The following is a 26,754-nucleotide window of genomic DNA, read 5'->3' as shown; positions in this document are numbered from 1 at the left end:
CAGTCCGTGGTTACGCAGTTATTTTAACCAGACAAAAATAAGCGCTACTACACACAATACAGGCAGGCCGAAGGTATACCATATGAAATTGTTGGTGCTGTTCCATTAGTTGTGTTAATCATTTCGACTGCCTCCTTAGGTTAGTTGAGTACTTTCATATTGTACCTCTATATGAAAATAATGTAAAATGTTTTTTGGGAAAATTGGTAATAAATACTGCACACTCTAATCCATAACACCTGTTTCACTGCTTAATTTAGACGTTATACTCTTAACATCTTTGGGATGTAGCAACCGTTGCCTCAAAGCAGAACTTATCGGTTTTTCAATGTATAAATAGACGATGCTGCACGATCCTGTTGTGAGAAGAATCACCAGGGTCATCATAACTGAAGTATTTATGGTTAAAAATGTTTTCGCCGAATCAAGAACCTTGATATATAACATGAGCAATGGACCATGTGCGATATAGATTGAGTAAGAAGCATCACCTAAAAACGATAACAGCTTAGGCACTTTTATTGGTTTTTTATCTTTCTCTGCGATTCCAAGCATAATTAGAATGGAAAACACACAATAAAACAGCGGGGAATGTATGGCATAGAGTGAATAGATGTTATTCATCCAAATCAGCAGAAATCCCAAACAGCCTAAGGTCAGCCAAAGGGAAGAAAATCTAATGTTATAATGCAAGATAATATAAGCAACCACCGACCCCAGCAAGACTTCCAAACTACTGAAACTGAACAAAAATGAATCATAGAACTGCAGAATTTTTATTTCAAAAAGAATAGTAGTGATCACCCAAACGATAACTATTGGTTTAAAAAATCTTGGTCTATAAATCAAACCTGCAAACAAAATATAGAAAAACAATATATGCTTCAGTGACCATGCGGATCCTATTAAAGGCTCATTCACTAGAAAAAACATTGATTTCATAATATCTGTCGCTGAATAATGCTCTCCAAGAACTGGTACAAAATAAGCCATTAACCCTAATGCAAGTGTGAAAATCCAGTAAAGAGGCAGGATGCGAATGGCCCGTTTCTGCAAAAATTCACTTGCCTTCTTTGGATTTCCAATATGCTTATGATACAGATAATAAATCATAAAGCCTGTTACAATGAAAAAGAAATCTACGCCACCAGTTCTTTCCCATTCCCCCATATTAAACCAATCAAATCCATTCAAAGCATAAAATTCTGTATTAACATGACCTATTAAAACGAGTAAAATTGCGACTGCTCTAGAAATCTGGACGTAAGAAAGTGTTTTTCTATTATTTTGCATTTTTATCCCCCATTTGCGGATATTAAGCCATGTAATACATTTGATATGTTATTAGATTGTTTTAGTATGTTTTTTCAATGCGTTAATGGAATAATGAGCAAAGTACCATAAAGCAGTTGGAATATTGATATGCCTAACTTTTCGGTAAGTATTCCAAGTTTTCTTAGCTGATTTGAATTTATTGCTTGAGAGGGATTTCTCACATTTCCGATAAACAGCTAAGTCTTCGTTTAAGCCATAAGCTACAATTCCGGAAGATAAAATATGCAGCCAAAGACCGTAATCTTCTGAACAATCTCTATAGAGCGGCATTCTGAACTCTCCAACCATATTTTTATCAATTACGACCGTCAATGTGCCAATCATCGTGTTCTTAAGGAGTGACTTATACTCCAATTTATTAGGTACAGAAAAGATGACATCCGTTAACTTCCCATCATCAGTCATCAGGCGGTAGTCCGTATATGAAAAAGCGATTTTATTCCTTTTCATAAAATCCAGCTGTTTCTCAAGTTTTTCCGGCAACCAGATATCATCACTGTCTAAAAATGCCAGATAGGTACCATTCGCACAGCCCAAAGCGGTATTACGGGCTTCAGCAGGGCCGCCGTTTGTCTTAAGTTCGATTAATTTAATCCTAGGTTCAGATGTCATTTCATGTTTAACGATTTCAACGGTACCATCTGTGGATGCATCATCAACAATGATCATCTCCCAGTCCTGATATGTCTGTGCTTTTACAGAATGAATCGTTTCGCGTACATACTTGGCTGCATTGTAAGTTGGGGTGATAATTGAAACAAGGGTGTCACTCGATTTCTTCATACTTCACTCTCCCTCCCAAACCAGGTTCAGCAGCTTAAAATCAGCGACTGATTGCACTTCCCTTTTTCTCCAACTTAACTAACTTCAAATCCCTGTTAGGTTCCGTTATTCCTCGTGCCTTTTTTGGCTGTATGACAACCCTGATTGTTTGAAGCAATATCTTCACATCCAGGATCAATGAGTAGTTTCTAATGTACATCAAGTCATAACGCAGTTTATCTTCAACTGAAGTAGAATAATTTCCCTGAACCTGTGCAAAGCCGGTTATCCCTGGCTTCACGGTCAATCTGAGTGAGTAATCTGGCAATTGTTGTTTAAACATTTCAATGAAAAACTCTCTTTCTGGCCGGGGTCCGACTAAGCTCATATCTCCCTTTAGGACATTTAGGAGCTGCGGAAGTTCATCCAGACGAGTGGCTCTCAAGACCCTTCCCAATATAGTGACCCTTGGGTCTTTTTCAGAAGCTAAGACAGGCCCTGTCTTCATTTCTGCATCCTGGATCATGCTCCTGAACTTATATATCCAAAAAGGTTTACCGTTCCGACCGATCCGTTCCTGTTTAAAGATTGCAGATCCTTTTGATGTAAGTGGTATGCAAATATAAAGGAGAATGATGAATGGGCTTGAAAAGATCAATAAAATAACAGAGATGGCAATATCGAATATCCTTTTTATTACCTTCCCTCCTAAACTTAAACTTGGAGGAGAAAGAGAGATGACTGGCATATCATCAATTTGCTGTGTAATCGCACCATGAACTGTCAAATCAATGACTTCAGGGACAACCATTACTTCTTTTTCCTGTCTTAAACAGTAGCTGATTATTTGAGCTTTTTGGTCTTTATGGATCTCAGAACTTAGGACGAAAATATCATATTGATGAATGGAAAGCTCTATTTCTTTCAAATTTTCAGCAGTCAAGAATCCTTCAATATCAAACCAGCCCTGATTATGATTTTGGAATTTTTCAACTAATACTGCGATAGATTGTTCATGGTCACCTATGATGGCAACTTTTCTCTTGCCGAACATTTTTTTATCAATAAACCAAACACACAACCGTAATAACACAATAAAAACCGTTTCAATTGTAAAAAGAAAAGCGATAGAAATATCATTAATATAAGAGTCGGTAGATAAGAAGGTAAATAAAGTAAAACCTATATAAACAACAAGCATAGATAAAACAATGGAGTAGACCGAGTTTTGAATATCTTTTCGCCGCCAGTCCGTGTATAAGTCAAAAAGCGAAAATACGAACAGGACTGTCACGGCTAATATCAGCAGCAAAATTTCTGTATTCATACGCTGAGCTAGTATGCCGTTAAGATTAAACAGTTCATAACAGAGGATGAATCCTAGTATTAAGGTGGCTAAGTCCATTAACATGACATTCCACTTAAAGACATTCCCTCTCACATTCAAGACAATTCCTCCTTTACTAACCATTCTCTTTCTTTATAAAGAACAAAAGAGTTAAAAAAAATCATTGAAATCTAGTCTCTTAAAATGAGATTCTTTGGATTAGTCCCTTTGATCTTCGTCCTTACACGTTCAATGTCAACTGGTTTAAACTTGTATAGCTTTCGTAAAATGTGCAGAGGATGATAATCAAATCGCTTGCTATCGATAATGGTCATCTCACCTGCAGAAGAAATTGTATGAAGCCCATCAGGATAAGGACTATCCAGGTTTGGCTCAACAAATTTAACAGTTTCTTCATTAAATTTACTTGGAGTAAGCTTATTTATTCTATTAAGGGCTATTCTCCCCCCATACGTTTTGGAGCAATCCTGTGCCGGCCGGTATAGATGCCCCTCATGTAAAAATGGTGTGCCGGCAGACCTTGACGATTGAATATCTGTTTTGACAGGATTCATTAGATGTTGCTTCCACTCTCCCATTAGGTCTGAAGAATAAAATAGATATAGTTCATAATTATGACTTTGAATGGCTGAGTTGGCTTTCGTACAGAACAGCCACCAATAATCTCCATATTGAATGATAGTTGAATCTACCGCAGGAAAATCATTAATTATAGACTTTACCCTATGCCACTTTCCTGAGTCCCGGTTTAGCTTATAAATCGAAACCTCACCTGCTTCTGAAGTTTCAGGGATACAATAAACTTCCCCTTCATGTTCAATTATAAAAGGATAAGACATATGAGCTGGAGAGCTAATAGTAGCCTGTGAAAACTTGAACTCCTGTTTGTTTCCAAGCTGGAGGATGGCTGCTTCGCTGATGAATCCTTTCACTACCTTATAGTTCAGCTCTTCCATAATAATTTTGAGTTCCTCTCCATTTTTATAAACGAAAGGATCCGCTATATACATGTGTTTGTTTTCTGCCAGCCACTGAATCTCCATTTTCCCGCCATTTGTTAAAAAGCTCTCTATTGGCCTCTTCATGACTCCGACATTCCAATATTCATAACAAAATAGTTTTGTATACACTTTCCGAAGTTTATGCTTGAGCATTTTCAGAATCAAAGCCCATTTCTTTATCTTTTGTTCTGTCTCTTTTACTTCATCTCGAGGAACATCAAAAAAGTAATCTGCAGTCCCATTAAGAATATCCCTGCAAACCAGTGCTGGCCAATTCGTGGATGCTTTCATTACATGAGATCGATTTTGGTAGAAAGAATCTTTTAAGGTTGAAAAGTGACCTTGTTTCAAAGTAATGAATCTATTCCCAACAGTGATTCTACGAAGAGAAGCTGATGTAATATGTTCTTCATTCACGATTTCCCAATAAAACGCTGGCTCGTTTTTGCCGAATTTAAAGGACCATACTCCAAACTCAGGAATAGTAAGAATCTCTCCTTCCAACTTTTTTGAACTTAGATTCAAAATCACATCCAATCCCATTTCCTTGATGATGTTAAAGTCCTCTTCAGCAAAACTGTATTCTCCATCTATGAATGATGCTTCACAGTTTATCCTGGTGATGCGTTTATGAAATTGATCCATGACAGAGTGATTCTTATTAAAAACTGAATGTTTTCCTGTAATGTTGATTACTGCACTAAATTCTACATTTTCTTGTTCCTCCATCCTGCTAATAACATCGAGATCCCAATCACTCATCTCGAAATAATTACATATTACCGCGAACCTAAGCGGCTTTTCTCTCATTGTTTCCACTCCTAAACATCACTTCCTGCAAAATGATTGATATGTTGATACCTTACTGGCTGCAGTTCAAGTATTCTTTAAGGGTTTGATGAATCATCTGATTAAGTGAAAAGTCTTTTTCCACTTTTCCCCTAGCGCGTTCAATTAATTGCAGCCGTTGCCTATGGTCTGATTCCAAACGTAAAATTTGCTTACAAAAGTCAGTAGTAGAATGACTTTTTATCAGAAAACCAGTCTCTCCATCAATGACTGCCTCTTTAATTCCACCTTGATTAATTGAAATAATTGGAGTGCCGACAGCCATTGATTCTATGATCACCATCGGAAAAACTTCTCTGTATGAGGTTAATAGCAGTACATCCATCTCTTTGATAAAGGTTTCTGGATTTTGAACTTCTCCTAACATCTTCACTTTATCTGTTAAATTTCTTGCCTTGATTTGATCTGCAATTCGCTGTTTTTCTGGACCATCTCCAGCAATATGAAACAATATATTGGGCCTATCCCTTAAATGATCAGCGATATCAATGAACAGCTCATGATTTTTCTCTTCGGACAGTCTTGCCAGAATTCCTATATGAAACATTTTTCGTTTCTCTTTCAGCTCAAATAAAAACTGCTCCAAGTCTACCCCGTTATAAATTGTCTTGATTTTATTTTGGTCAATACCGGCTTCTTCAAGGTTTTCTTTTTCAAAATCACTGACCGTAATGATCCGGTCTACATGTTTATTCAATAAGTATCGGAACAGATTTGGAACTTTCCTTTCTAAAATGGTTACATTATGTTTCGTATAAACAATTTTCAATGGCCTGTGGATCATTTTTTTCACGCACGTACTATACATCACCATCCGCAAACTATTGGCATGGATAACGCTAATGTTCTTATCATGTATGAGAGAAATCAACCTCTTGAGGTTTTGAAGGTGATTAGACCTGCTCAATTCAATGAAATGCTGTTTATTTTTGATTTTTTTGTATAGGTCACCAGTTCCTGCAGCGTAATAGAATGTTAGACCAGGATGATTTAGATAGTTTTCCAGCTTGCAGAAATACATTTCCGCCCCGCCCATAATCAGTTTATCTGTTAAAATTAACACGTTCATAATATGCGGCAGCTCCCTTTAAAGAGTTGTCTTTCTTCCCCGCTTGAATCTCTAGTTCCTTAACGACGTGGACGTGTTTCTTGTGATACTCTTTATGCAAATAGGCCGACAAGATGGCAATATACATAAAAAACATGTCGTTAATGATGACGGAAAGGAATGCCATCTGAAGTACTAGACCCAAGAATGTTAAGAACAGGTAAGGATTTTTCTTATGGATTCTGCTATTAAGTAATTTAATGAAAACGAGTAAAAGGAACAGCAAGTAGGTGACGATTCCGATTAGTCCTGATTCTGCCAGGATATCCAAATACGTATTATGAGCTGTAAGCGGATCTCCATTTTCAAACATGTTATAATCTGAAAAATTAAAAGCCCCGATCCCGACCAGAATATTGGTATTAAAGTACTCCCAGGCCCTGCCCCATAATGTAAACCTACCGCTTCCGCCATCCTCGGAGAAATCATTGATTCTTGATTGCAAGATCGAATAAACATCAAATTTCATGACAGTAATCGCGATATAGCCGGCAACAGCCAGTGAAGCCGTAAGCCCGAGCAACAGCTTCAGCTTTTTTAATGGGTTATTCAGAAATATATTCAGTACGACCAAACATACAACGACTAACAGACCGCCTCTTGAGAAAGTCAGTAAATTCGTTAAGATTGTCAAACCCAAACCGACTTTATTCTTTGAGGATTGGAAGTTGCTAAGATAATAGCAAAAGAAAATTGTGTTATAAAAAACAAAGAAGTTAGGATCCTGCACTAAACCAATCAGCCTCGGGTAATGACGATCTACCATGACGCCGAATTCAGACACCCTCTCACCTTCAAACATAAATTGAACGCTTTTCAATCCTGCAAAATAAAGGGCCAGACTTACTGAATTGAAAATGATGCCTACATTTGCTACGGCACTATGGACAGCATCTGTTTCAAACTTTTCAATGATATTTTTCACAATAAAATAACATGATACGTAAAGGATGATTCCAAAGATGATTCGAGCGCTGGATGCTGGATATAACGAAAACGCTCCAGTAAAGCTATACATTAGATAAAATATCAGCATGCCCATTTCAAATAGGTACAATCTTTGAAAGTAAAAGGAGCCAATATGGAACATAAAAAATAAAATGCAAAAAAGCATGTAAGGCTTTAATGCAAAGCCGATGTATATATTGAATTTTGCTAACATCAACAATAAGAAAAGCCAAAATACTGTCGAACCATATCTTCCGGATATTGAAGCCACCTTATAGTCCATGATGAACCCCCTGGTTTTTCTCAACCTCCCAAGTTTTCCGCTTACGCTTTGATTGAATAAAGGAAGAAATTTTGCCCCTCAGTTCCTTATCTAAATAGAACAGTGATGACACAAGGAGAATATTTACTGCTCCGGCTAGGAACTGCCATTCGTTTAGAAACAGATCCGTACCGGCAAGGGTCAAGATAAAGAAGATCATATATGGCAAAATCGTTTTTTTTGCAATCACCCATCTGTTTGGGGTGCAAAGCCAAAACCCAAGAAGAGTGATTACTTCAATGATTCCCCCCGTATATGCCGCCCCTATTACTCCGTATGCCCTGCTTAATAAAATATAGAAAACAATTCCGGCGACCAATCCAATTGCCTGGACAACCATCCTGTGAAATTGTCTCCTGCTGGTGGTCAATCCATCTCCAAGTGCGATACTGATCGACTGCAAGAGAAGCAACACGGACAATACTTTAAGAGGCTTGGCGGCATCAGCCCATTCTTCCCCGAAAAGGATCGTGATGAGAAACCCTGAAAGGTGAAAAAAAGGAATGGTCATCATGATTCCAACGATTGCCATCATTTTAATTTGAAAAAGTAAATGCTTTAAATGTTCATCTCTTAAATCGTTATTAAAAGCCTTAAATAATACAGGATAGTAGGCTCCGGCGACAATAAAAGGAATTTGCTGCAACGCTTGTGGAATTCGGTAGGCAATAGCGAAAAGGCCAACTTCCTTCAATGATATGGTCTTTTCCAAAAGGATGGGACCCAAATGAGGGAGCATAACGAACAATAGCCCGCCTACTGTAAAAGAACCAAGGTTTTGCAGCAGACCTTTATGAAATGAATCTTTTAAATTGAGTTTAATATTTTTCATCAATAAAATAATGGCAAAAGCCCCAGCTATTAAATAGGACATCCCATATAAGACAGTGATCAAAAATGGATTCAAATGAAGATAAATACCTAAAGCTAAAGTCGAGACTAAACATACTGCAGATACAATTCGAATAAGTCCAGAAAACTCCATTCTCTCTCTCAGCTGAAAAAAGGTAATTCCGATACTTTGGAGTGCGACCCCAGTGACCATCGGGATAATCAAATAATAAGTCGTCTGAATCAATTCTTTGTTCCCGGAATTTGATAGATGGATAAGGAAAAAACCGCTGACAAACGTGATGACAAGCAGAACTCCTCGCATTTTTATATAAGAGGATATGAGAACAGAGATGTTCACCTCTTTTTTTGAACCTTCCCGAAGCACGATCTCACTAAGCCCTGCATCCGTAAAATATCCCATAATCATCGCTAACGCTAACGCAACACTGAAAAGTCCATAATGATGAGACTGTAAATAAGAAGCCAGGACAATAAGTGCGATTGCATTTAAGGCACTGGATATAGCTGTACTGTAGAATAAATGGATGATATTCTTTGCAATCGAGTTCTTCCTTATTTCCCCCATAAATGTCCCGCCCTTGTTTAGAGAAATGCTCCTGGATTTATCATTAACCCGTCTGATAAATCACTCCCATAATATGGTTATTAGTCCTATTTAAATATTCCTTCGCCTTCAATGCCGCTTCTTTTTTTGTTTTATTGCCTTCGACAACTAGAATAATGCCATCACACTGGTTGGCGAGGACAAGCGGATCTGAAACGGTCAGCAATGCAGGGACCTCGAAAATGACAAGATCAAACTCTTCCCGGCAGGAAGTGGCAATTTTTTTTAGTTTACTGGTCACCCAAAGTTCGGCAGCACTGATTGAAAGTGCCCCTACTGGCAAAACAAATAGCCCAGGGGTAGAGGTCTCTTTACAATTCATCAATAATGGCTCTTCATTTAAAATTACATTTGTCAACCCAGTTGTGTTACTAATGGTAAATAAACGATGCAGTGATGGCTTTGCAGTATTCACATCCACCAATAAGACTTTTTTTCCCTGCTCTGCAAATGCCACTGCAAGGTTGGAAGAAATGGTTGGTTTTTGTTCCATCTCGTCCGGAGATGTGACCATTACCAGCGCAGGACCTTCTTGAAGAACTTGATCCAGGTTCGTACGAATCATCCTGGTTTGTTCGTTACTCACAGATTCAGGAATCAGGTGGGGAGGAATTTTATTTTTGTTCTTTTTCCTAAACACTGAATTCCCCTCCTTTTTCCTGCTTCAAGACTACAACTCGATTGTCCACAGATCTGTGTTTCTTTCGCTTCATATCATTCTTAAGGTTGATGCTTCCCAATACTGGCAAGCCAAGGAAGGCTTCAATTTCATCCATACTCTTGATGGAATCATCCAAGTATTCTCTGATCATTGCCACCCCTATCCCCATGAATAATCCTATAAGCCCGCCGATAGCGATATTCAACGCATTACTTCCCACCCTTTCAACTTCAGAAGAGCCGTCAATGGCTGTAAGAACTTTAAGGTCTGATATTTCAAACAGACTTTTCATTTTCTGTACAGTTGTTCTTACAATGGTTTCCGATATTAACTGTGTCCTCTCCGGATCATGATCCCTAACGATCACGCTGATAATTTGTGAATCCTTATTATTTTGAACAACGATTTTTTCGTCGAGCTTTTTGTCCTTGAATTTTAATTCTTTTTGTACAGCGTTAAGCACTGTAGGACTTTTGATGAAATCTTTTGTCGAGGCCAGCAGCATATATACTTCCTGCGTTTCACCATAATAGCCTTCCTCTTTCTTAAACTTGCCAACAACAATATTCTGGGTAGCCTCATAGGTTGGTTTTATTAAAAAAAACGACCCAATAACAGTCATGATTAAAACACAGAATAAAGTGATGATCACTGTCCACTTTCTTCTATTAATGATGCTGAAGAATTTTTTCAAATCTGTTTTTTCGTCCATGATACCCTCCTAGGAAACATGTTTATTTGATACTCAAGTGTTCTGACTGGCAGTAATCGACCGTTTTTCTCAAACCAGTTGAGAAGGAGTGTTCAGGATTCCAATTCAGGGTTTCTTTTGCTTTGTCATTTGATAGTATGCTGTGTCTTATATCACCGGGTCTCTCATCAAGGTAAACTGGTGAAATGCTGGTTGCCTGTATTAGGCTTAATTCACCTATAATATCCTGAATGGATATTCTCGCCTGAGTACTAATATTAATCGTTTCATTGTCCCCTCGAGTCAGTGCAGCGACATTTGCTCTGGCCACATCTTCGACAAAGATAAAATCCCTCGTCTGCAGTCCATCACCATGGATATTAACCACCTCCCCATTTAACAATTTCTCTATGAAGATCGCGACAACACCCGCCTCCCCATTTGCATCTTGGCGAACGCCATACACATTTGCATATCGTAAAATGGTATAAGGCAAACCATACAGTCTGGAGAAAAGCTGGATATAAAGTTCGGCACAATGCTTTGACAGTCCATAAGGAGAAACAGGAGCTACAGGGTGTGTTTCATCTACAGGCAGAAACTGAGGATTTCCATATAAAGCAGCGGTTGAGGCAAAGATGATTTTTTTCGTTTTATGCCTGACACAAGTTTTTAATAGATTAATTGTACCGACAATATTCTCGTCACCATCATAAACAGGGTCACCGATGGAAGATGAAACGGATACCTGTGCCGCTAGATGAATGACATAATCAGGCTGTTCTTCCATAAAGATCTCACCCAAGTTGTCACGGATATCAGCTTTATACAGTACCGCTTCTCTTGGAACATTTCTTTCCTTGCCTGTAATCAAGTTATCTACGATTACAACTTCTATGTTTTCTTTTAGAAGCTCTTCAGCAATGCTGGATCCGATAAATCCAGCTCCACCCGTAATTAGTACCTTCATGTAATATCAGCCCTTCCCTTCTATATAAAGAACGTTTTCATGAAAATTTTTTACCTAACCGAGTATAGGTAAAGAACGTTCTCCTTAAATAAAGAAACATGGTCTATTAATTTTCATCTCGTGGGGAAGTGTAATAGTTATAAATCCCTTCATCTTTTATATAGGTTGATTCAAGGTTAGAAAATAGAGAATTTCCAGTGGATTGGCTTGTAAATGAAATCAGGTTACGGTTTCGGTCCCCCAATAAATGTACATCCCAAATCATTGCCTCAATCTGATTATCAGATCCATTGACTTTAAAAACGCTTTCAGTATCCTTAGTAGTCTGGACCTGTATCCCTTTAAATTCATTTCCGGAACATTCATTTGGGATTGTAATGGATCCTATGATGTCAATACAATTGATACACCCATCCAGAGTCAGATTGGTAAAACGGTTGCCATTAATAAAGCTGTACCCTTTTTCATCTTTTGGCGGCGGCTTAGCTTCCATTCTTACACCCGTTTTCAATCCAGATATATTAATATCTTGGAAATTCACAAAACTGATGAATTGATCCGCCCCTCCTGAAAAAAGAGAGATTCCTGTCCCCTTTTTTGAACCGCTGGAATTGATAATCGCAACATTGTTGATCCGTGTTCTCTCCCACGACCAGAACTTTTGCTTTCCATCCAAATAAATCACTTCAGAATCAAAATTCTTATTTGTTATTTCGAAAATTCCATTTGTAATAGAAGCATCCTTCTCTACCTCAATCACCCTGAAATCACCATCTATGAATAGTCTAGTACTCTGTCCGAGTTCAAGTTCAACTTCCTCCTTTAAGATTAAGCCCTTTTTTAAGATATAATTTTTATTTCCAACTAATTTCACCTTTCCAATCTTCTCCGTATGACTGTAATCAATCGCCCTTTGGATTGCTTTTGAGTCATCCTTTTGGTCATCTCCATTCGCTCCGAACTGCTCAGCATTTACATATTCTATGAAGTTTTGGTTCTCTGTAGAAGCATTGGAGGATTCAAAATTCAAAAAATAAAGTACACTTATAATCGCGGTGATGATGGCTCCGGTAAAGAGCATACCTTTAAACTTCATTGTGATCTCCTTACAGAATTATTTGTTCTATATAAAGAATATACATTATTTTCAATTTGTGCAACTATAGTTTAAGGTAAAATATTTAATCGGTAATTTACTAAAATTGCAGAAAATTACTTTTACACCAGGCCCATCGTTATGTTTAAACTATTTCCCTTTTAAGGGTATCTAACAAAAGATGCCTGAATCCCACTATTATAAGCCGTGGAAATCAGGCATCCTACTTTAACTTACTGTTTGATCAGCGCCATTCTCTAATGAATAGTTCGAATATCCCTGTGGCGGGTAACATCCATTGCGTCCTATCTTTTCACATACCTTCATTCTGTGAAGGGTCGATTCGACATTAGGTTCAGCCCCAAACAAGTACAACTCTTGATTTCGTTCTCTTAGATATTCATAAAGTTGAAGCAAAATCAAAGCTCCTGAAGCATCAATAACTGTGACCTTTCGCAAGTCGATTGCAATTCGAGGACTATAATCTCCTGTGATCGTTTGTGTGATGAGTTCAACCGCTCCGAAAAACAGCGGTCCTTCAAGTATATAAACCCTAACATCATTTTCCTGCCTGCTAGTAATCTTGAAACCTTCCTCACTCATTATCTTCATAAAAATAATTGCACTCAACAACACGCCTACACCAACCGCAACCATAAGGTCAATTGCAACAGTTAAGACCATAGTTGCTATCATCACGGCAGCGTCCGAACGCGGCTCACTCTTGAGGAGTTTAAAGCTGTTATAATCAAACATTGTGATACCCGTCATTATTAAAATACCCGCTAGCACTGCGAGTGGAATTTCTTCAGCCAGAGGTCCAAACACAAGCATAAACAACAGCAAAGCTAAACTATGAACCATCGCTGATAAAGCAGTCTGTCCCCCGCTGCGTAAATTGACTACTGAACGGACAGTCGCACCAGCACCGGGCATTGCGCCGAATAGTCCAGCTATGGTGTTACCAATCCCCTGGCCAATTAACTCTTTATTGCTCTTGTGCTTCGTACCTGTCATATTATCCATGACAACCGATGTTAGCAACGAGTCAATCGATCCAAGAACAGCGATGCTTAATGCAGCCGGAATCAATTGGATGATGACACTCAGATCAGCAATTGGCAGATGAAGTTGCGGCAGTCCTTTTGGAATCTCGCCAATTCTCTCTGCGGTGTCAAAGAAAATGAAGTCGTTTATAAATGGCATTGTAAAATGAACGGCAGGAACCACTTTTTCAAGAAGGATCACCGCAACTGTTCCTAAAATCAGCGCCATCAAGCTTGGCGGGATGATCTTAATCCACCTCATTGCAACCAGCATAAAAACAATCGTCAACAGCACGACTAAAAAGCTGCCCGTCACATACTGCAGCTGCCCCATGATAATGATGATGGCAATCCCGTTCATAAAACCGCTGACGACCGGCAACGGAATGAACTTTAAATAATTGCCTGCTTTAAGTACCCCAAATACAATCTGAAAAAGGCCTCCCATGAACGCGGCAATAAACGCATACTCCAGCCCCTGAGTTGCCACAATCCCCGTAAAGATAATCGTGATCGGCCCAGTCGGACCCGTCACCTGCCCCTTCGTCCCGCCGAACAAAGCAGCAAAAAAACCAGTAATGATGGCACCATACAACCCAATAATGGCCCCATCCGAATTACCCGTCGCCTGCATCCCAAAAGCCAACGCAAGCGGCAGCGCAACAACCGAAACCGTAATCCCGGCCAGCAACTCACGCTTCAGGGTTTGAAACATGTTTGATACGCCTTCTTTCTTATGTAATATAAGAAAATTAAACTCCTGCTATCACTAATTTTGAATATAGCTTAATATGTTTTAAATGAAATTTTATGGAACCATTCAAATTATCTTTTTTAAAAGATGTGAACCAGCCAGAAACCGTGCATGAAGACGATAGCAGTGTAGGAAACTATGGCAAAAATAGTTAGACCTTTGATTAGTGGAGATTGAGGGACTTTTTTTAAAAGAATGAATAATAGAAGGAATATGGAAAGAGAGGTTTTCGTGAGAACAAAAAGTAACGGATTAATCTCATATATTGCGTACATAAACGGATTCAATTCAGAGATGAAGGCATGTTCTAATCCAAACCATGTAACGCCTGCATCAAATATATTTAAGATTGTTAGGTAAAAGAAAAGTTGTGTCATGAGTATCACCTAAAGAAAATAGAGATATATGATTAATAGTATTCCAAACAGAAAAATAATTAACTAGAAATTAATGAAAAAACCACAAATAAATAAACAACTGACCCTGATCATAGTTCATATCAAGGCCAGTTTTATGTTGATTTTATATCCTGACTTTTCTTTTTCAAGAAGGAAATTAAAGTAAACCCACCTATTATTAGAGCAATCCCTATTGCCATTAGATTAAACATACCAGTTGCTGTATTGGGGAGTTTGGGTCCATCAGCTGGCAAAACTCCGCCTAAGGTTCCTTCTACGTATACTTTAAATTCAAATTGGCACTTTAGACCTTGAAAATCGTTGTTTAGTTCCATTGGAATCTTGATTAGAAAATATAGTTCATCAGTTGTCTTACTCTTCAGCACACTATTACTGGTTTTTTTAAAATCTTTAAGATTTCCTTTAAATACTATATTTTTTTGGGAGTCTTTGATTTCAAGAAGAAGTTCGTTATAAAACTTTTCAGACCCTGACCTAAATGAATTATTTATAACATAGTTAAAATCTTTATTTCCCTTATTCATTACCTTAAAATTTCTGACAACCGAATCACCCGGTTTTACGTTGGTTAGATCGAATAAAACCTTACCTGGTTCAACAGAAAGATCAATACTATTTTCATTACTAGTTACTGCATTTACCGCAATAGGTGTAAGAAATACTAATATAATAATGAAGAATATTATTTTAGTTATTCGCATATTAGGCCTCTATTTATAAGTTTTTTAGAAAGAAAGGTGAGAGAGTCCCACCTTTCTTTTTTTAATATTAGTTTTGGTTAGCTGGTTCTACAACTTCATTATCACCATGTTCACGAAGATCAGCTCCATTCGCATCCGTCTTAATTGAACGCGGATTTGGATCAGATGTTCCATCAGCAGAGCCTTGGACTCCATTGTTAATTTCTCCATTACCATTAGAGCTGTCAAGTGTTCTTCCATCCCACTGAGTTGCTTCTAAGTTAAAGAAGAAGTTAGCAGCATTTCCTTGGTATTTATTCTGTACAAACTCACTGTATGCTCCACCAACTCTTGTGTTATCCTCTTTAAATTTAATTACAAACATTACGGCATCACTGTCTACTGGTGTTACAGGAATCCCTCTATAGGCTTCTTGTCCAGTTGGTACTACAAGTGGGGCAAGATTAATTCTTTGAGTACCATCATCTGTAATGTAATCAGACTTAATTTTGCCTGAGTATGCTGTTGGACCATTTACTAAATCAGCAAGAGTAAGTGTCTGACCTGACACTACTATGCTTGCTCTTGGTTCAAAAATTCCTGTGGTGTTTTCAGAATCAACTTTGAATGCATTAATTTCAAATTGTGACAGGAATGCATTCATGTCAGCATTTGTTCCTACACCACTTGAAAATCCACTAGCTGTAGTGTTTAGTAATACTTCCTTTATAGCCAAAGAACCATTATTATTTAACGTAAATACCCTCTTCACTGAATCTCCAGGCTTCATATTACCCAAGTCAAAGTTAGCAGCTTGATTCACTTTACCCACTACTAGATCCAGTGTACCTGCAGCAAAATGGTTATTAATCGTTGCAGTATCGTTGAATGCTGCCCAAGTTCCTCCACCTACTAGTGATAACCCTAGTGCTGCTGATGCTACGCCTAATCCTAATTTCTTTTTTACTGACATTAGTATTTCCTCCTCATTTTTTGCCTCGTTTAAGAGGTATGTAAATTTTATATATTGAACCCCTTAAGGGATTACAACCACGTTAAGCTGTCTTTTCTTCACTGTTCGTTGTCTTTGGATCAATCTCTTTTAACGCTGACCAAATTGTGATTCCTGAGTAACCTAACAGCAGGATGCCTGGAAGAATCAGTGTGATGGCCATGCCCTTACTTGACTTAGCGAAATCTATAAAATATCCAAGGTAAGGTATTGTGACATCAGTATATTTAGCTACAACATTCTGAGATAGTACTAGTTGTGAATCGAAGTCTTTGTTGTTATCTCCCTTTGTCTGATACATGGTTTGATCTGTTTGTTTAATTACATCTGTAATTCTATGAGTAACTAGATTCCCATCTTGCTGCATATAGGTGATAACATCACCTTTCTTCAAAGCTGTTGCATCCTCTACTGGTTTAACTGCTATAATCGAACCTGTTTTAAAGGTTGGTTCCATTGATCCTGATAACACTGTTTTCAACTGGTAGCCCAAAAACTGTGGCTCTCCCCCTGATGCCTTGGAGGATATGACTACAAAAACCATGAATATGAGCAGCAGGAACAATATGGATGTTACAAGACTACTAAATATATTGAGGACTTTTTTTGCATTCATAGATATCAACCTTTCATTTAGACTGTTATTTATGCCAAGTGACTTCGATAGGTACTCCTGGAGATTCATTTCCGGAAGTGTCAACGGTTGTTATTTTATAACTGTGATTTTTTTCTGAAACCTGATCTGAGTAATTGTTACTTTTCACATTGTCTGCAACTAACTCCTCATCCCTATATATTCTGACATGGCTAAAATCAGAGTCAGATGGAGGAGTCCAGGATAATTCGACATTGCCGCTATTCCCTGTTTCAGAGCCACTTGGACCTATTACCTCTCCCGGAGATTGTGTATCTTGTTCAGGTTCGGTTGGGTTAGCTTCAGCTTCAGTTGGCTTGGCTTCAGATTGAGGTTGCTCACTATCCTGTTCAGGATTCGTAGAAACTTCAAAAATAGCAGTTCCTAAATTGTCACCCTGGTTATTTACTTCTACTATGTAGTAGATATATTTTGTATCAGGTAATAACCCTGTATCTTCAAACTGACTACTTGTGATGTTTTCAGCGATTGGAGCAGGCTCTCCATTTCTATAAACCTTTATGGATTTAAATTTATTGTCACTAGGATTGGTCCAAGTTAAGGTGATGGTGCTGCTAGTTTGGGTAGCGTTTATATTTGATACCCTGCTGCCTTCCGAACATGGGGCACTGGTATGATCACCGCAAGTTTCCCGATTGTGACCAGGGTTATCTTCATCCTCTCCCTTTTCAGAATCACAGTCATCTCCAGGTTCACAACCATTTCCTATTCCCGCATTGTCTTTACAATATTGTTTATGCTCATTCGCCCATTCCTCATCTGCACAAAAGTTATCTGCTATAGTTATTGTTTCGCTAATTGTTTCAACATCATTAAAATAAGCCCCGGTATCTGCCGTAAGGTAAGAACCTGTAAGAACTAATAAGTACCACAGGGCCAGAATCTTTGCTGCAATCAGGAGCCCTCTTCCTTTTTTCTTAAACTTTCTCAGCCTGGTATATCGAATTGTCCTTCCCTCCCAACCAGCCTTTTGTTTAGCAATGGCTATCGTATGTATAAAATTGAGAACGAAGTTGGTGATTGTTTTTCTCACTTTTATCAACTTCCTTAGAGAACTTTTTGTTCTTTTTAACGAACTTTATATTGTGAGTATATTCTAACCAGCTATCTTTGAAAAACCTCAAATTCGGCTGTTTTTTCTTAATAACGCACAACTATCGTTCGTTTTCTCTTTTTATCTCTAGTTTTCATAATTTTTTGTAATTTAAATAGAATATTTCGTTATATATATAGAACGATAAACATATAGAAAACGCCTCCTGCATAGGGAGACGCTTTGATATGGCTATTTTACTAAAGATTTTTCTTGAATTAAGGGTTTGCTGACTATCTCATAAAAATAATCAACTGGCTTTAATTGATTAACGAATTCATGTCTAGATTCCCAGGTTTCTTCTATAAAGACCTCCATCACCTTCTCTGCCCGTTCATCCCCACCAACACCATACTCCAAAGCATTCACACTCTCAAATATCTTCACCATCAATTCAGCCACCCTCTTTGAGTGAAAAGTCTTATGATCGTGTGAAGCCGTTTGTAAAGACAACAGCAGTTTCTCTAACTGCTCAATCCCTCCATGTACTTGGTCTACATACTCACCTTCCATCCCAGCAATACGCTCTTTCATCTCCTCTAAAAACAGTCCTCCTGCATTAAACTTCTCCATCAACCTCAACACTTCAAGCCCAAGGATATTGGCTGTCCCTTCCCAAACAGTCAATACCTGTGCATCTCTCAGTAACCGCGGTGTAACAAAATCTTCGATATACCCATTCCCTCCGTGCATTTCGATGGCTTCGTGCGCAAAGTGGACGGCTTGTTCTGCGGTTTCTTTTTTCAGGAGTGCGATGTAAAGTCTATTGATGACGACGTCTTTTTCTGATACTCCTGATTCGTTCCTCATGACTTTTTCGAATAATGGCAGGTACTTGAAAACGGTTCGGGTTTCAACTTCAAGTTTGACGGCCATTTTAACCAGGGAGTCTTTGATCATTGGAAAATCGGCTAGCTTTTTGCCGAAGGCGTCACGTTTCAATGCATACTCACGTGCTTCGCGATAGGCCCGTCGCATGATGCCGAGTGAGGCGACGGTGTTGCAGACTCGGGAAAGGTTCAGTGCTTCCATCATGTAATAGAAGCCTTTTGCTGGGTCGCCTACTACAAAAGCTTCCGCTCCTTCGAATTCAACTTCGGCGGAGGGGACGGCGCGTACTCCGAGTTTATCTTTGAGCCTGCGGATTTTGATGCCGTTGAGTTTTCCGTCTTCTTTGCGCCATGGGACGGCGAACAATGTCAGTCCTTTTGTGCCGGATGGGGCTCCTTCTTTCCTCGCTAAGACCATGGCGACTCCGCACATTCCTGCGTTGGAAGCGAAGTATTTTTCTCCGTATATCTTGTAGCCATCCGCTGTCTGAACTGCCTTTACCACGTTGGCACCGACGTCGGATCCGCCCTGGCGTTCGGTCAGGAAGGTAGCGCCTTCGTATAATGTTGTTTCTCCTGTTGATAATACATGGGGAAGGAATTTCTCTTTTACCTCTGGTGATGCGTACTGGTCCAATAAATAAGCGGTGGCCATCGTCAATGTGACCGGGCAGTAAAAGCCTGCCTCTGTTTGAGAAAGCAGATAACCCTGAGCATACGAATAGATATAATTCCCGCGGCGTCCTAGTTCAGGAATATCCTTATGAACATAGCCGACAATTCCGGTGTTGTAGGAATCTTCAACTGTTTTCCGATAGCCGTCATTTACCCAGACTTCGGAGATATCATCGCCATAGGCATCGAATTTAATCAGCTTCGGCTGGCCTTCGCGATCTGTGAATCTGGCGCGCTCGTCAATTTCGTTGGCGCATTTTTCACCGAATGCCAGAAGCTCCCGGTCTGCGTATTCGTAAAACTCTTCATCCAATAATTCCTTCAGCAATGCTCGAAACTGCGGTTCTTCACTGTAAAAGTTCATTCAGTTAGCCTCCCTTTAAATTCAGTTAATAGCCTTTCGATTTCCTCCCTGATCTCAACCAGTTCACAAATCCTTTCATTCACTTCTGCGAGCTTTTCCTCTCCATACTGAATTGTTACCTTCAATTGTTTTTCACCAGTTCGATCCTCATTGAAGAGTAATACCATTTCCTTGATTTCATCAAGAGAAAATCCAAACCGCTTCCCGCGAAATACGAGTTTCAAGCGTGTTACATCGCTAGCAGTGTAAATTCTCCGTCCTCCTTCAGTCCGGGATGGCAGCAGCAATCCGAGCTCTTCGTAATAGCGGATGGTACGGGTTGTGACCCCAAACTGCTCTGCCAAGTCAGAAATTGTGTACATCAGCAAAACCTCTTTTTTAACAGAATAATCAGTAAATAAATTATACCATTGACGTTAACGTAAAGAGCAAGCCAGATTTCCAATGGAAACCTGGCTTATTTCTTTACATATTGAAGCGGGTCAACGCTGTTTGATTTCTCATAGTTCCACTGGCCTTCATGGATTTCAAAATGCAAATGCTTTCCCTTGCTGTCACCGGTATTTCCCATATAGCCCAGCAACTCGCCTTTTTTGACAGGCTGACCTGTTGCGACTGTGCTTTTTTCCAGGTGGGCGTAAAGGGTGGTGAAGGTGCTATCGTTGATTTTGTGGGTGATCAGAACACAGTTACCGTAGGTTACGGAATAATAGGAGCGGATGACGGTTCCGGATGCAGCCGCGACCACTTCGGTTTCGGCCGATTCATCAGCAATATCGATGCCTGCGTGCAGCCTACCCCATCTCGGACCATAACCAGAGGTCAGTTCTCCCTTTGTAGGCATGATAAATACGTCCTCAGATTCAGAGAGCTGATGCTCCACTCTCTGATTTTCTTTTAAAATCGCAATTTCCTGGGAGGCGAGGTTGACATAGACCTCATACATATCCATCAGCTGTGATTCACTTTCCTCCTTAGTGGCATGGACAGTTTCAAGCAGGCGCTCCTTCTCCTCCGTCTTCTTCTCCAAGTCAGCTTTCAATAACAGCAGTTCCTGTTGGTCTTTTTCCAGCAGGACCACCTTATCCTTGAGCGCTTCTTGCTGTTCCTTCAGTGACTCCAAATCAGCTTTTTGTTTTGCCAGCAAATCCTTATCAGCCTTAATGATTGTACTAACGGCGATTGCCGCATCAAACAACTGGGACATGTTTTTCGAATCAAAAATCAAATCTACATACATTCCCAATCCATCATTGCTCTGCATCAAACGCAGTCGTTTTTTGATTAATTGCTCCCGGTGTTGGATGTTGAAACTAAGTTTTTGAATTTCCATTTCCATATCCTCTGCAGCCTGTTCGGAATCACTCAGAACTTCTTGCAGATCCCTGATTTTCTGATTCAGCTCTGACATCTCATCATCGAGCGACTTCAGTTCAGTTAGATATTTTTCCTCAGCCTTTTCCAACGTTTGGATTTGATTTTCTTTTTCATTGAAATTCTGCTTTAAATCAAACCGTTTCTGCCGAATTTCTGGCAGACTCTCTGATGATTCGGCGTAGGCTGCATTCATTCCAGTCAGCCCAATCGTCACTGCGAGGAATACACTACGTTTAAGCACCCTTTCCCTCCATTATTCAAGTCTGCATGACTGATTCTATGTATTCTTTAACTCAGTATATAATGCCAAAAATAATAATGTTGTCGAGTTCTGTTGCGAATCGTGGGAGAAATCTATTGCTGTGCTATTATTTCTCAGAAACGAATTAATATTTTTCACTTAACCTTAATTTTAATCACCCTTCTATATACATTAATCAGGAACATCAGTTAATCTCTCAATTATCAGCAATATTCTCCCGAAAGTGTTCAATAATCTCTCGAACTTCAGAAATATTCTCTCCAAACTTACCAATATTCTCTCGCTCAACACCGATAATCTCTCAATCTTCCAAAAAAAGCAAAAAATCCACCCTCAAATTAAGGATGGATTCACATACATTATTTCTGAATCAAATAATCTACCAGCTTTTCCTTTGGCTTACCAAAAATCTCTTCCTCTAATCGCTTGCCTGTTGGTGTTGCCGCGAGTCCGCCTTCTGCTGTTTCCCTTAGTGCGGATGGCATGGTCTGGCCGATGGCGTACATCGCGCCGATGACTTCGTCGCATGGGATTCGGCTTGTGATGCCGGCAAGTGCCATGTCGGCCGCAGTGATGGCGTTCGAAGCACCCATTGCGTTTCTTTTTACACATGGAACTTCAACTAGTCCAGCTACCGGGTCGCAAACCAATCCAAGCATATTTTTCATCGTTATCGCAAATGCTTCAGATGACTGCTGTGGTGTTCCGCCTGCCATTTCGACGATTGCCGCCGCGGCCATACTTGCAGCTGAGCCTACTTCTGCCTGACAGCCACCCGCAGCTCCGGAAATCGACGCATTGTTGGCAACGACAAAACCGAATGCCGCAGTCGTGAACAGATACTCGATCATTTCCATGCGCGTCGGGTTGAGCTTTTCTTTTACTGCAAAAAGTGTTCCCGGAACGACGCCTGCTGATCCAGCGGTTGGAGTCGCGCAGATAATGCCCATCGCTGCGTTCACTTCATTGGTTGCAACTGCCTTGCTGACGGCATCCAATAATAGATTCCCAGCAAGCGATTTCCCGCTGTCGATGTATTTTTGCAATAGGACTGCATCCCCGCCGGTAAGGCCGGTCTGGGATTTAACGCCAGCCAAGCCTCTTTCCACAGCGCGTTCCATGACCTGGAGGTTATTGTCCATCTGGGCAATGATTTCCTCGCGGGAACGGCCTGAAACTTCTATCTCCTGCCGAATCATGATTTCGGCTATTTTCACTTGATTTTTTTCAGCTAATTCAACAAGCTCCGCAACATTACGAAACATGGCTAGCCCTCCTGATGTCACTCATATTTAGTCAACGAGACGGATAACTTGGTCAACGCCATCAAGGGCTGTTAACTCTGCATAGACTCCGTTTTCGATTTTGTGATCCATTTCGATGACCATGACTGCTGTATCTCCCTTATCTTTGCGGGAAACCTCCATATGGCCGATGTTGATTTGGTGCTTTGATAAAACCGTTGTCACGGCTGAAATCAGCCCGAACCGGTCATGATGGACGACGAGGATAGCCGGGTTGCCGCCGGACAGCTTCAGCTTGAACGAATTGATTTCAGTGATCTCAATCGTTCCGCCGCCGATGGATATCCCGACGATTTCAAGCTCCTTGCCCTGTCCATCGTAAAGATTTATTTTTACCGTATTCGGATGCTCTGTGACGGCATCCTCGGTTATGAATTCAACTTCGAGCCCGGATTGCTCCGCGATTTTCAAAGCGTCTGGAATCCGTTCATCAAATGTATCAAAGTCCATGATCCCGGCAACGAGTGCCAGGTCGGTTCCATGTCCTTTGTAAGTTTTAGCAAAAGAACCGTACAGGGAGATGACGGCCTTTGCCGGCTGCTTCTCGAACAATGTGCGCGCCACGCGGCCAATCCTTGCAGCGCCGGCTGTATGCGAACTCGATGGCCCGATCATCACCGGACCTATAATATCAAATGCAGAACGATATTTCATGGTGCACTGCCCCTTTACCTATCTATTGAAAGCGATTTCATATATAAATAATTTACAATAGTCCTAACCATAGTTATCTTACCACATTATCAATATAGTTTAATCATATATTTAATGGAATTTAAAAACCACCCCAATCAATCAGGATGGTTCATTCACGCTCACTTTATTTCTTCCGGAGTTTTTCGACTTATACAATGCTTCATCGGCACGGTTCAGCAACAAATCGATATTGTCACCGTGCTGGAACTCTGTGACCCCGAAACTCGCCGTCAAACTCCCGGCTCCTTTAAAGCAGTGGTTCTCGACGAGTTTCCGGAAATGCTCTGCTTTTTCAAAGGCTTGTCCACCGTTACTGTTGGTGATCAGGATGAATTCCTCTCCGCCCCAGCGGCCGAACTGGTCACCCTCCCCAAGATTTCCAGAGACGATGGCAGATAGCTCCTTCAGCACACAGTCGCCAATTTTATGGCCGTATACATCGTTGACCTTTTTAAAATGGTCGATATCGAAAAAGATGATGGAAAACGGTTTGCCTTCTTTTCCCGCAGACTCGAGCCTTTCTTCGAGCCAGATATCAATCTGGTGCCGGTTGGCTATGCGGGTCAGGGAATCGAGATAGGCGTACTTTTTGAGCAAATCTCTTTCTGTAAAAGCGCGGAACATATTTTGCGCGTAATAGAGCACCAAGATATAAACGATATTCGCCGCATGGAACTGCGTGAGTGAATCGATTGATTCAGAGGTCAACTGCCCGCTGTAAATCATTCCGATCGTCATTGTGACCATGAAAATAAAAATCGAATAGTACAGGCCTTTTTTTATACCGAGCGCTAAAAAGAAAAACATGATGATAAGTGGCATCCAGACAATGAAATCTCCTAATGAGCCGCCTGTTTCTGCAAGATCATTGTATACGACATCAAACATCGTGAAGGTGTGGTACACACTCACCAAAAAGAGAGTGACATATTCCGCTATGCGAATTCCACGGTTTGCATAGGCTATAACCCAGCTGATGGAAAACCAGATAATCAGCGTTGTATTAACGACTGTATCGTACAGGCTGTTATCATTTAAAAAGCTATTGATGATTAGCGCAACCGTAATGATCGGGAGCAGCCACATATATACGCTTCGTTTAAGTTCCTCAATCGTTTCAAATTTATGGAACACTGTTCTCATCTCCCCAGCCGCCATGCATTAGCAACGTGTCTTTAACTGTAAGAACGCATTGCCTGATCCGCAGCTTTTTAGGCTCAAGATTTTCCCTCAAAAATAAATATTTCGAATTTGAAATATATAGCTATGGAAAGGCGACAATTACTGCATGAACAGCGGTCCACCTTCTACTTCCATTGTACTAGAAAACTCTATTTTAGTATATTTCCAAAAGTAAAAGAAGAAGCGAAAGTCCCAGAAAAGACCTTGCTCCTTCAAAATTTTTTATCCCTATGATCCTTTATTCTTCAGACCAGTTCCAATAAGACATATCCCCAAGGTTGGCACCCTGGATTTGTTCGTTTTCCTTCAACTTCAGCAACTCTTTTACCGGACCGGTCACGACAGCACCGTAGACCTGGAAACCTTCCTTCATCAAATAATCATAGCGCTCCTCAAGGTGGGAGAGCCCGAGGAAATTCTCCCTGTAGCTGGTTGATTCATTTTCCAGCAGTTTTTTCATTTGCTTCAGCATCATTTTCTTATTTTGCTCAGTGAATTTCTCGTCGAGGCCATACTTGCTCTGAGAATTATAGTCATCACCAGTATCGCGCCCGCCCGTGAATCCAAAAGGGTCGACAGACATTGAATTACCGCCGCCGCTCCAGCTTCCAGGTTCAAATCTCTTCATCTCTCCTGTATACAACGGCATCCATAGAACATCGAGGTCATATGGCTTCAGAAATTCGAGCATTTCCTCAGGTGTCATATACTTCTTCGTCGAAAAAGACAGTTCGGCAACTGTGCCTTCATGAACTTTATCCAACTTCGTCCAAACTCCTGGATTTTCATTAGCTTCCAGCTTATTTCCTGTCTTCGGATGTTCTGGCAGGTAAAATCGATATTCTTGCTCGTTTTTAGGCTTAAGATATTCCGTCTGATTTGTTGAGTACATTGGAACCAACCGTTTGGCCAATTGCTTGGTGCCTACAAGCTCAGGCTCTTTCCCAACCATCTTGAAGACCGGATAGGAAATTTTCTGCGTTAGGAACGGAGTGATCTCGGCTGAATCGATGCCTCCAAAATCGTCCCACATATTCGGCTGCGTCCAATCCATCGCCACCCGGCTGTAAAATATATGCTTTTTGTCAAGACCAAGAGAGTGGTAGCTGATCGAAACGACCATCATATACAGCCAAAAGAAAAACAGCGTGGCGAGGATGACCCTAATCACCTTCACCGTCAATGCAAATCGATATTTAAAAAGGATTTTCTTTTCCTTGTCCTTAGTCCATTCCATGTTCATCGTCCTTCCATCCTTGTTTTTCCGCTATTTGTGCTAGCCTTTTACGCGCCCGATGAAGCGTGACCTTGACCTGGTTTTCTGACAGTTCTAGCGCTTCCTGTATCTCCTGATAGCTGAACATCTCGACCTCGCGCAGATACAGGATCGACCGGTACTGCTCCGGCAAATAGGCCATCAGCTGCTGCAAGTCATCAGAGGTTTCCGCCTGGATGGCCTCATCCTCCGGCAATCCATATGGACTCGCCATTTCATCCTTCGCAAATAAATAATCAGCAAACGGAACCCATTTCCTCCGCTGACGCCGGCGCCATTCATCCAGATAAGCATTCCGTGCCACCTTGAACAGCCAGGCCCTCACATCCTCATTCTGGTAAAAGGAAAGCGAAATCGTTGCCCGCACAAAGGTTTCCTGCACCAAATCCTCGGCCAGTTGAGGCGACCCCGAAAGCTTCAGCAAAAAATAATAAAGGGGCTTCGTGTACTTTCTATATAAATGTTCGAGTTCATTCCTTCTGCCTTCGTCCATACAACTGCCCCTCATTTTTAAAATCTCGATACTAAAACGATGAACTATGTAAAATGTTACACTCAATCTAACTGTTTTTGTAAAAA

25 protein-coding genes are annotated in these 26,754 nt (G+C 40.3%); all 25 read right to left on the bottom strand.

Annotation, left to right across the window (positions count from 1 at the left end):
- Window positions 1-225 precede the first annotated feature (225 nt).
- Window positions 226-1,293: an acyltransferase family protein gene (locus tag LGO15_RS04320; protein ID WP_226086887.1), complete on the bottom strand. Its 1,068-nt coding sequence runs from the start codon at window positions 1,291-1,293 to the stop codon at window positions 226-228.
- A 51-nt stretch (window positions 1,294-1,344) separates the two neighbouring features.
- Window positions 1,345-2,118: a glycosyltransferase family 2 protein gene (locus LGO15_RS04315; protein ID WP_226086886.1), complete on the bottom strand. Its 774-nt coding sequence runs from the start codon at window positions 2,116-2,118 to the stop codon at window positions 1,345-1,347.
- Window positions 2,119-2,158: 40 nt separating this feature from the next.
- Complete coding sequence (locus LGO15_RS04310) at window positions 2,159-3,538, bottom strand: sugar transferase (protein WP_226087816.1); 1,380 nt, start codon at window positions 3,536-3,538, stop codon at window positions 2,159-2,161.
- Window positions 3,539-3,615: 77 nt separating this feature from the next.
- Entirely contained in the window at window positions 3,616-5,256 is a 1,641-nt protein-coding gene (locus LGO15_RS04305; RefSeq protein WP_226086885.1) for a glucosamine inositolphosphorylceramide transferase family protein, read from the bottom strand.
- Window positions 5,257-5,308: 52 nt separating this feature from the next.
- A complete protein-coding gene (locus tag LGO15_RS04300; protein WP_226086884.1) occupies window positions 5,309-6,364 on the bottom strand; it encodes a glycosyltransferase family 4 protein in 1,056 nt (351 codons plus the stop codon).
- Complete coding sequence (locus LGO15_RS04295; protein WP_226086883.1) at window positions 6,339-7,634, bottom strand: O-antigen ligase family protein; 1,296 nt, start codon at window positions 7,632-7,634, stop codon at window positions 6,339-6,341. The genes LGO15_RS04300 and LGO15_RS04295 overlap by 26 nt, the downstream gene beginning before the upstream one ends.
- A complete protein-coding gene (locus tag LGO15_RS04290) occupies window positions 7,624-9,093 on the bottom strand; it encodes an oligosaccharide flippase family protein (protein WP_226086882.1) in 1,470 nt (489 codons plus the stop codon). Before LGO15_RS04290 ends, LGO15_RS04295 begins: the two co-directional genes overlap by 11 nt.
- 43 nt (window positions 9,094-9,136) lie before the next feature.
- On the bottom strand, window positions 9,137-9,772 hold the full coding sequence (locus tag LGO15_RS04285) for a CpsD/CapB family tyrosine-protein kinase (protein WP_226086881.1): 636 nt from the start codon (window positions 9,770-9,772) through the stop codon (window positions 9,137-9,139).
- Window positions 9,765-10,505: a YveK family protein gene (locus LGO15_RS04280; protein WP_226086880.1), complete on the bottom strand. Its 741-nt coding sequence runs from the start codon at window positions 10,503-10,505 to the stop codon at window positions 9,765-9,767. Before LGO15_RS04280 ends, LGO15_RS04285 begins: the two co-directional genes overlap by 8 nt.
- 22 nt (window positions 10,506-10,527) lie before the next feature.
- The gene (locus tag LGO15_RS04275; RefSeq protein WP_226086879.1) at window positions 10,528-11,454 is read right to left on the bottom strand and encodes an NAD-dependent epimerase/dehydratase family protein; all 927 of its coding nucleotides are present in this window, start codon (window positions 11,452-11,454) and stop codon (window positions 10,528-10,530) included.
- A gap of 106 nt (window positions 11,455-11,560) precedes the next feature.
- Window positions 11,561-12,550 carry a glycoside hydrolase family 55 protein gene (locus LGO15_RS04270; protein WP_226086878.1) on the bottom strand — a complete coding sequence of 330 codons (990 nt, stop codon included), beginning with the start codon at window positions 12,548-12,550 and terminating at the stop codon, window positions 11,561-11,563.
- Between the two features lie 228 nt (window positions 12,551-12,778).
- A complete protein-coding gene (locus LGO15_RS04265) occupies window positions 12,779-14,311 on the bottom strand; it encodes a SulP family inorganic anion transporter (protein ID WP_226086877.1) in 1,533 nt (510 codons plus the stop codon).
- A gap of 119 nt (window positions 14,312-14,430) precedes the next feature.
- Entirely contained in the window at window positions 14,431-14,727 is a 297-nt protein-coding gene (locus tag LGO15_RS24325; RefSeq protein ID WP_226086876.1) for a DUF5658 family protein, read from the bottom strand.
- 134 nt (window positions 14,728-14,861) lie between these two features.
- On the bottom strand, window positions 14,862-15,470 hold the full coding sequence (locus LGO15_RS04255; protein ID WP_226086875.1) for a TasA family protein: 609 nt from the start codon (window positions 15,468-15,470) through the stop codon (window positions 14,862-14,864).
- A gap of 67 nt (window positions 15,471-15,537) precedes the next feature.
- Entirely contained in the window at window positions 15,538-16,422 is an 885-nt protein-coding gene (locus LGO15_RS04250) for a TasA family protein (RefSeq protein ID WP_226086874.1), read from the bottom strand.
- 82 nt (window positions 16,423-16,504) lie between these two features.
- A complete protein-coding gene (sipW, locus tag LGO15_RS04245; protein WP_226086873.1) occupies window positions 16,505-17,077 on the bottom strand; it encodes a signal peptidase I SipW in 573 nt (190 codons plus the stop codon).
- A 25-nt stretch (window positions 17,078-17,102) separates the two neighbouring features.
- The gene (locus tag LGO15_RS04240; protein WP_226086872.1) at window positions 17,103-18,149 is read right to left on the bottom strand and encodes a fibronectin type III domain-containing protein; all 1,047 of its coding nucleotides are present in this window, start codon (window positions 18,147-18,149) and stop codon (window positions 17,103-17,105) included.
- Between the two features lie 252 nt (window positions 18,150-18,401).
- A complete protein-coding gene (locus LGO15_RS04235) occupies window positions 18,402-20,078 on the bottom strand; it encodes an acyl-CoA dehydrogenase family protein (RefSeq protein ID WP_226086871.1) in 1,677 nt (558 codons plus the stop codon).
- Window positions 20,075-20,440, bottom strand: coding sequence for a MerR family transcriptional regulator (locus tag LGO15_RS04230; RefSeq protein ID WP_413231370.1), 366 nt, complete (start codon window positions 20,438-20,440; stop codon window positions 20,075-20,077). Before LGO15_RS04230 ends, LGO15_RS04235 begins: the two co-directional genes overlap by 4 nt.
- Before the next feature lie 95 nt (window positions 20,441-20,535).
- The gene (locus LGO15_RS04225; RefSeq protein ID WP_226086869.1) at window positions 20,536-21,696 is read right to left on the bottom strand and encodes a murein hydrolase activator EnvC family protein; all 1,161 of its coding nucleotides are present in this window, start codon (window positions 21,694-21,696) and stop codon (window positions 20,536-20,538) included.
- 380 nt (window positions 21,697-22,076) lie between these two features.
- Window positions 22,077-22,982, bottom strand: a complete 906-nt coding sequence (gene sdaAA, locus LGO15_RS04220) for an L-serine ammonia-lyase, iron-sulfur-dependent, subunit alpha (protein ID WP_226086868.1) — start codon at window positions 22,980-22,982, stop codon at window positions 22,077-22,079.
- Between the two features lie 27 nt (window positions 22,983-23,009).
- Window positions 23,010-23,675: an L-serine ammonia-lyase, iron-sulfur-dependent subunit beta gene (gene sdaAB / locus LGO15_RS04215; protein ID WP_226086867.1), complete on the bottom strand. Its 666-nt coding sequence runs from the start codon at window positions 23,673-23,675 to the stop codon at window positions 23,010-23,012.
- A gap of 141 nt (window positions 23,676-23,816) precedes the next feature.
- Window positions 23,817-24,851, bottom strand: coding sequence for a GGDEF domain-containing protein (locus LGO15_RS04210; RefSeq protein WP_226086866.1), 1,035 nt, complete (start codon window positions 24,849-24,851; stop codon window positions 23,817-23,819).
- A 286-nt stretch (window positions 24,852-25,137) separates the two neighbouring features.
- Window positions 25,138-26,142, bottom strand: a complete 1,005-nt coding sequence (locus LGO15_RS04205; protein WP_226086865.1) for an anti-sigma factor — start codon at window positions 26,140-26,142, stop codon at window positions 25,138-25,140.
- Complete coding sequence (locus tag LGO15_RS04200) at window positions 26,123-26,668, bottom strand: sigma-70 family RNA polymerase sigma factor (protein WP_226086864.1); 546 nt, start codon at window positions 26,666-26,668, stop codon at window positions 26,123-26,125. The genes LGO15_RS04205 and LGO15_RS04200 overlap by 20 nt, the downstream gene beginning before the upstream one ends.
- Window positions 26,669-26,754: the final 86 nt, after the last annotated feature.

Origin of the sequence: Mesobacillus sp. S13 (genome assembly GCF_020422885.1) — a bacterium.
Classification (GTDB): Bacteria; Bacillota; Bacilli; order Bacillales; family Cytobacillaceae; genus Mesobacillus; species Mesobacillus selenatarsenatis_A.
Note: the sequence above shows the minus strand (reverse complement) of the source record. Positions and strands in the feature narration are given on the sequence as shown.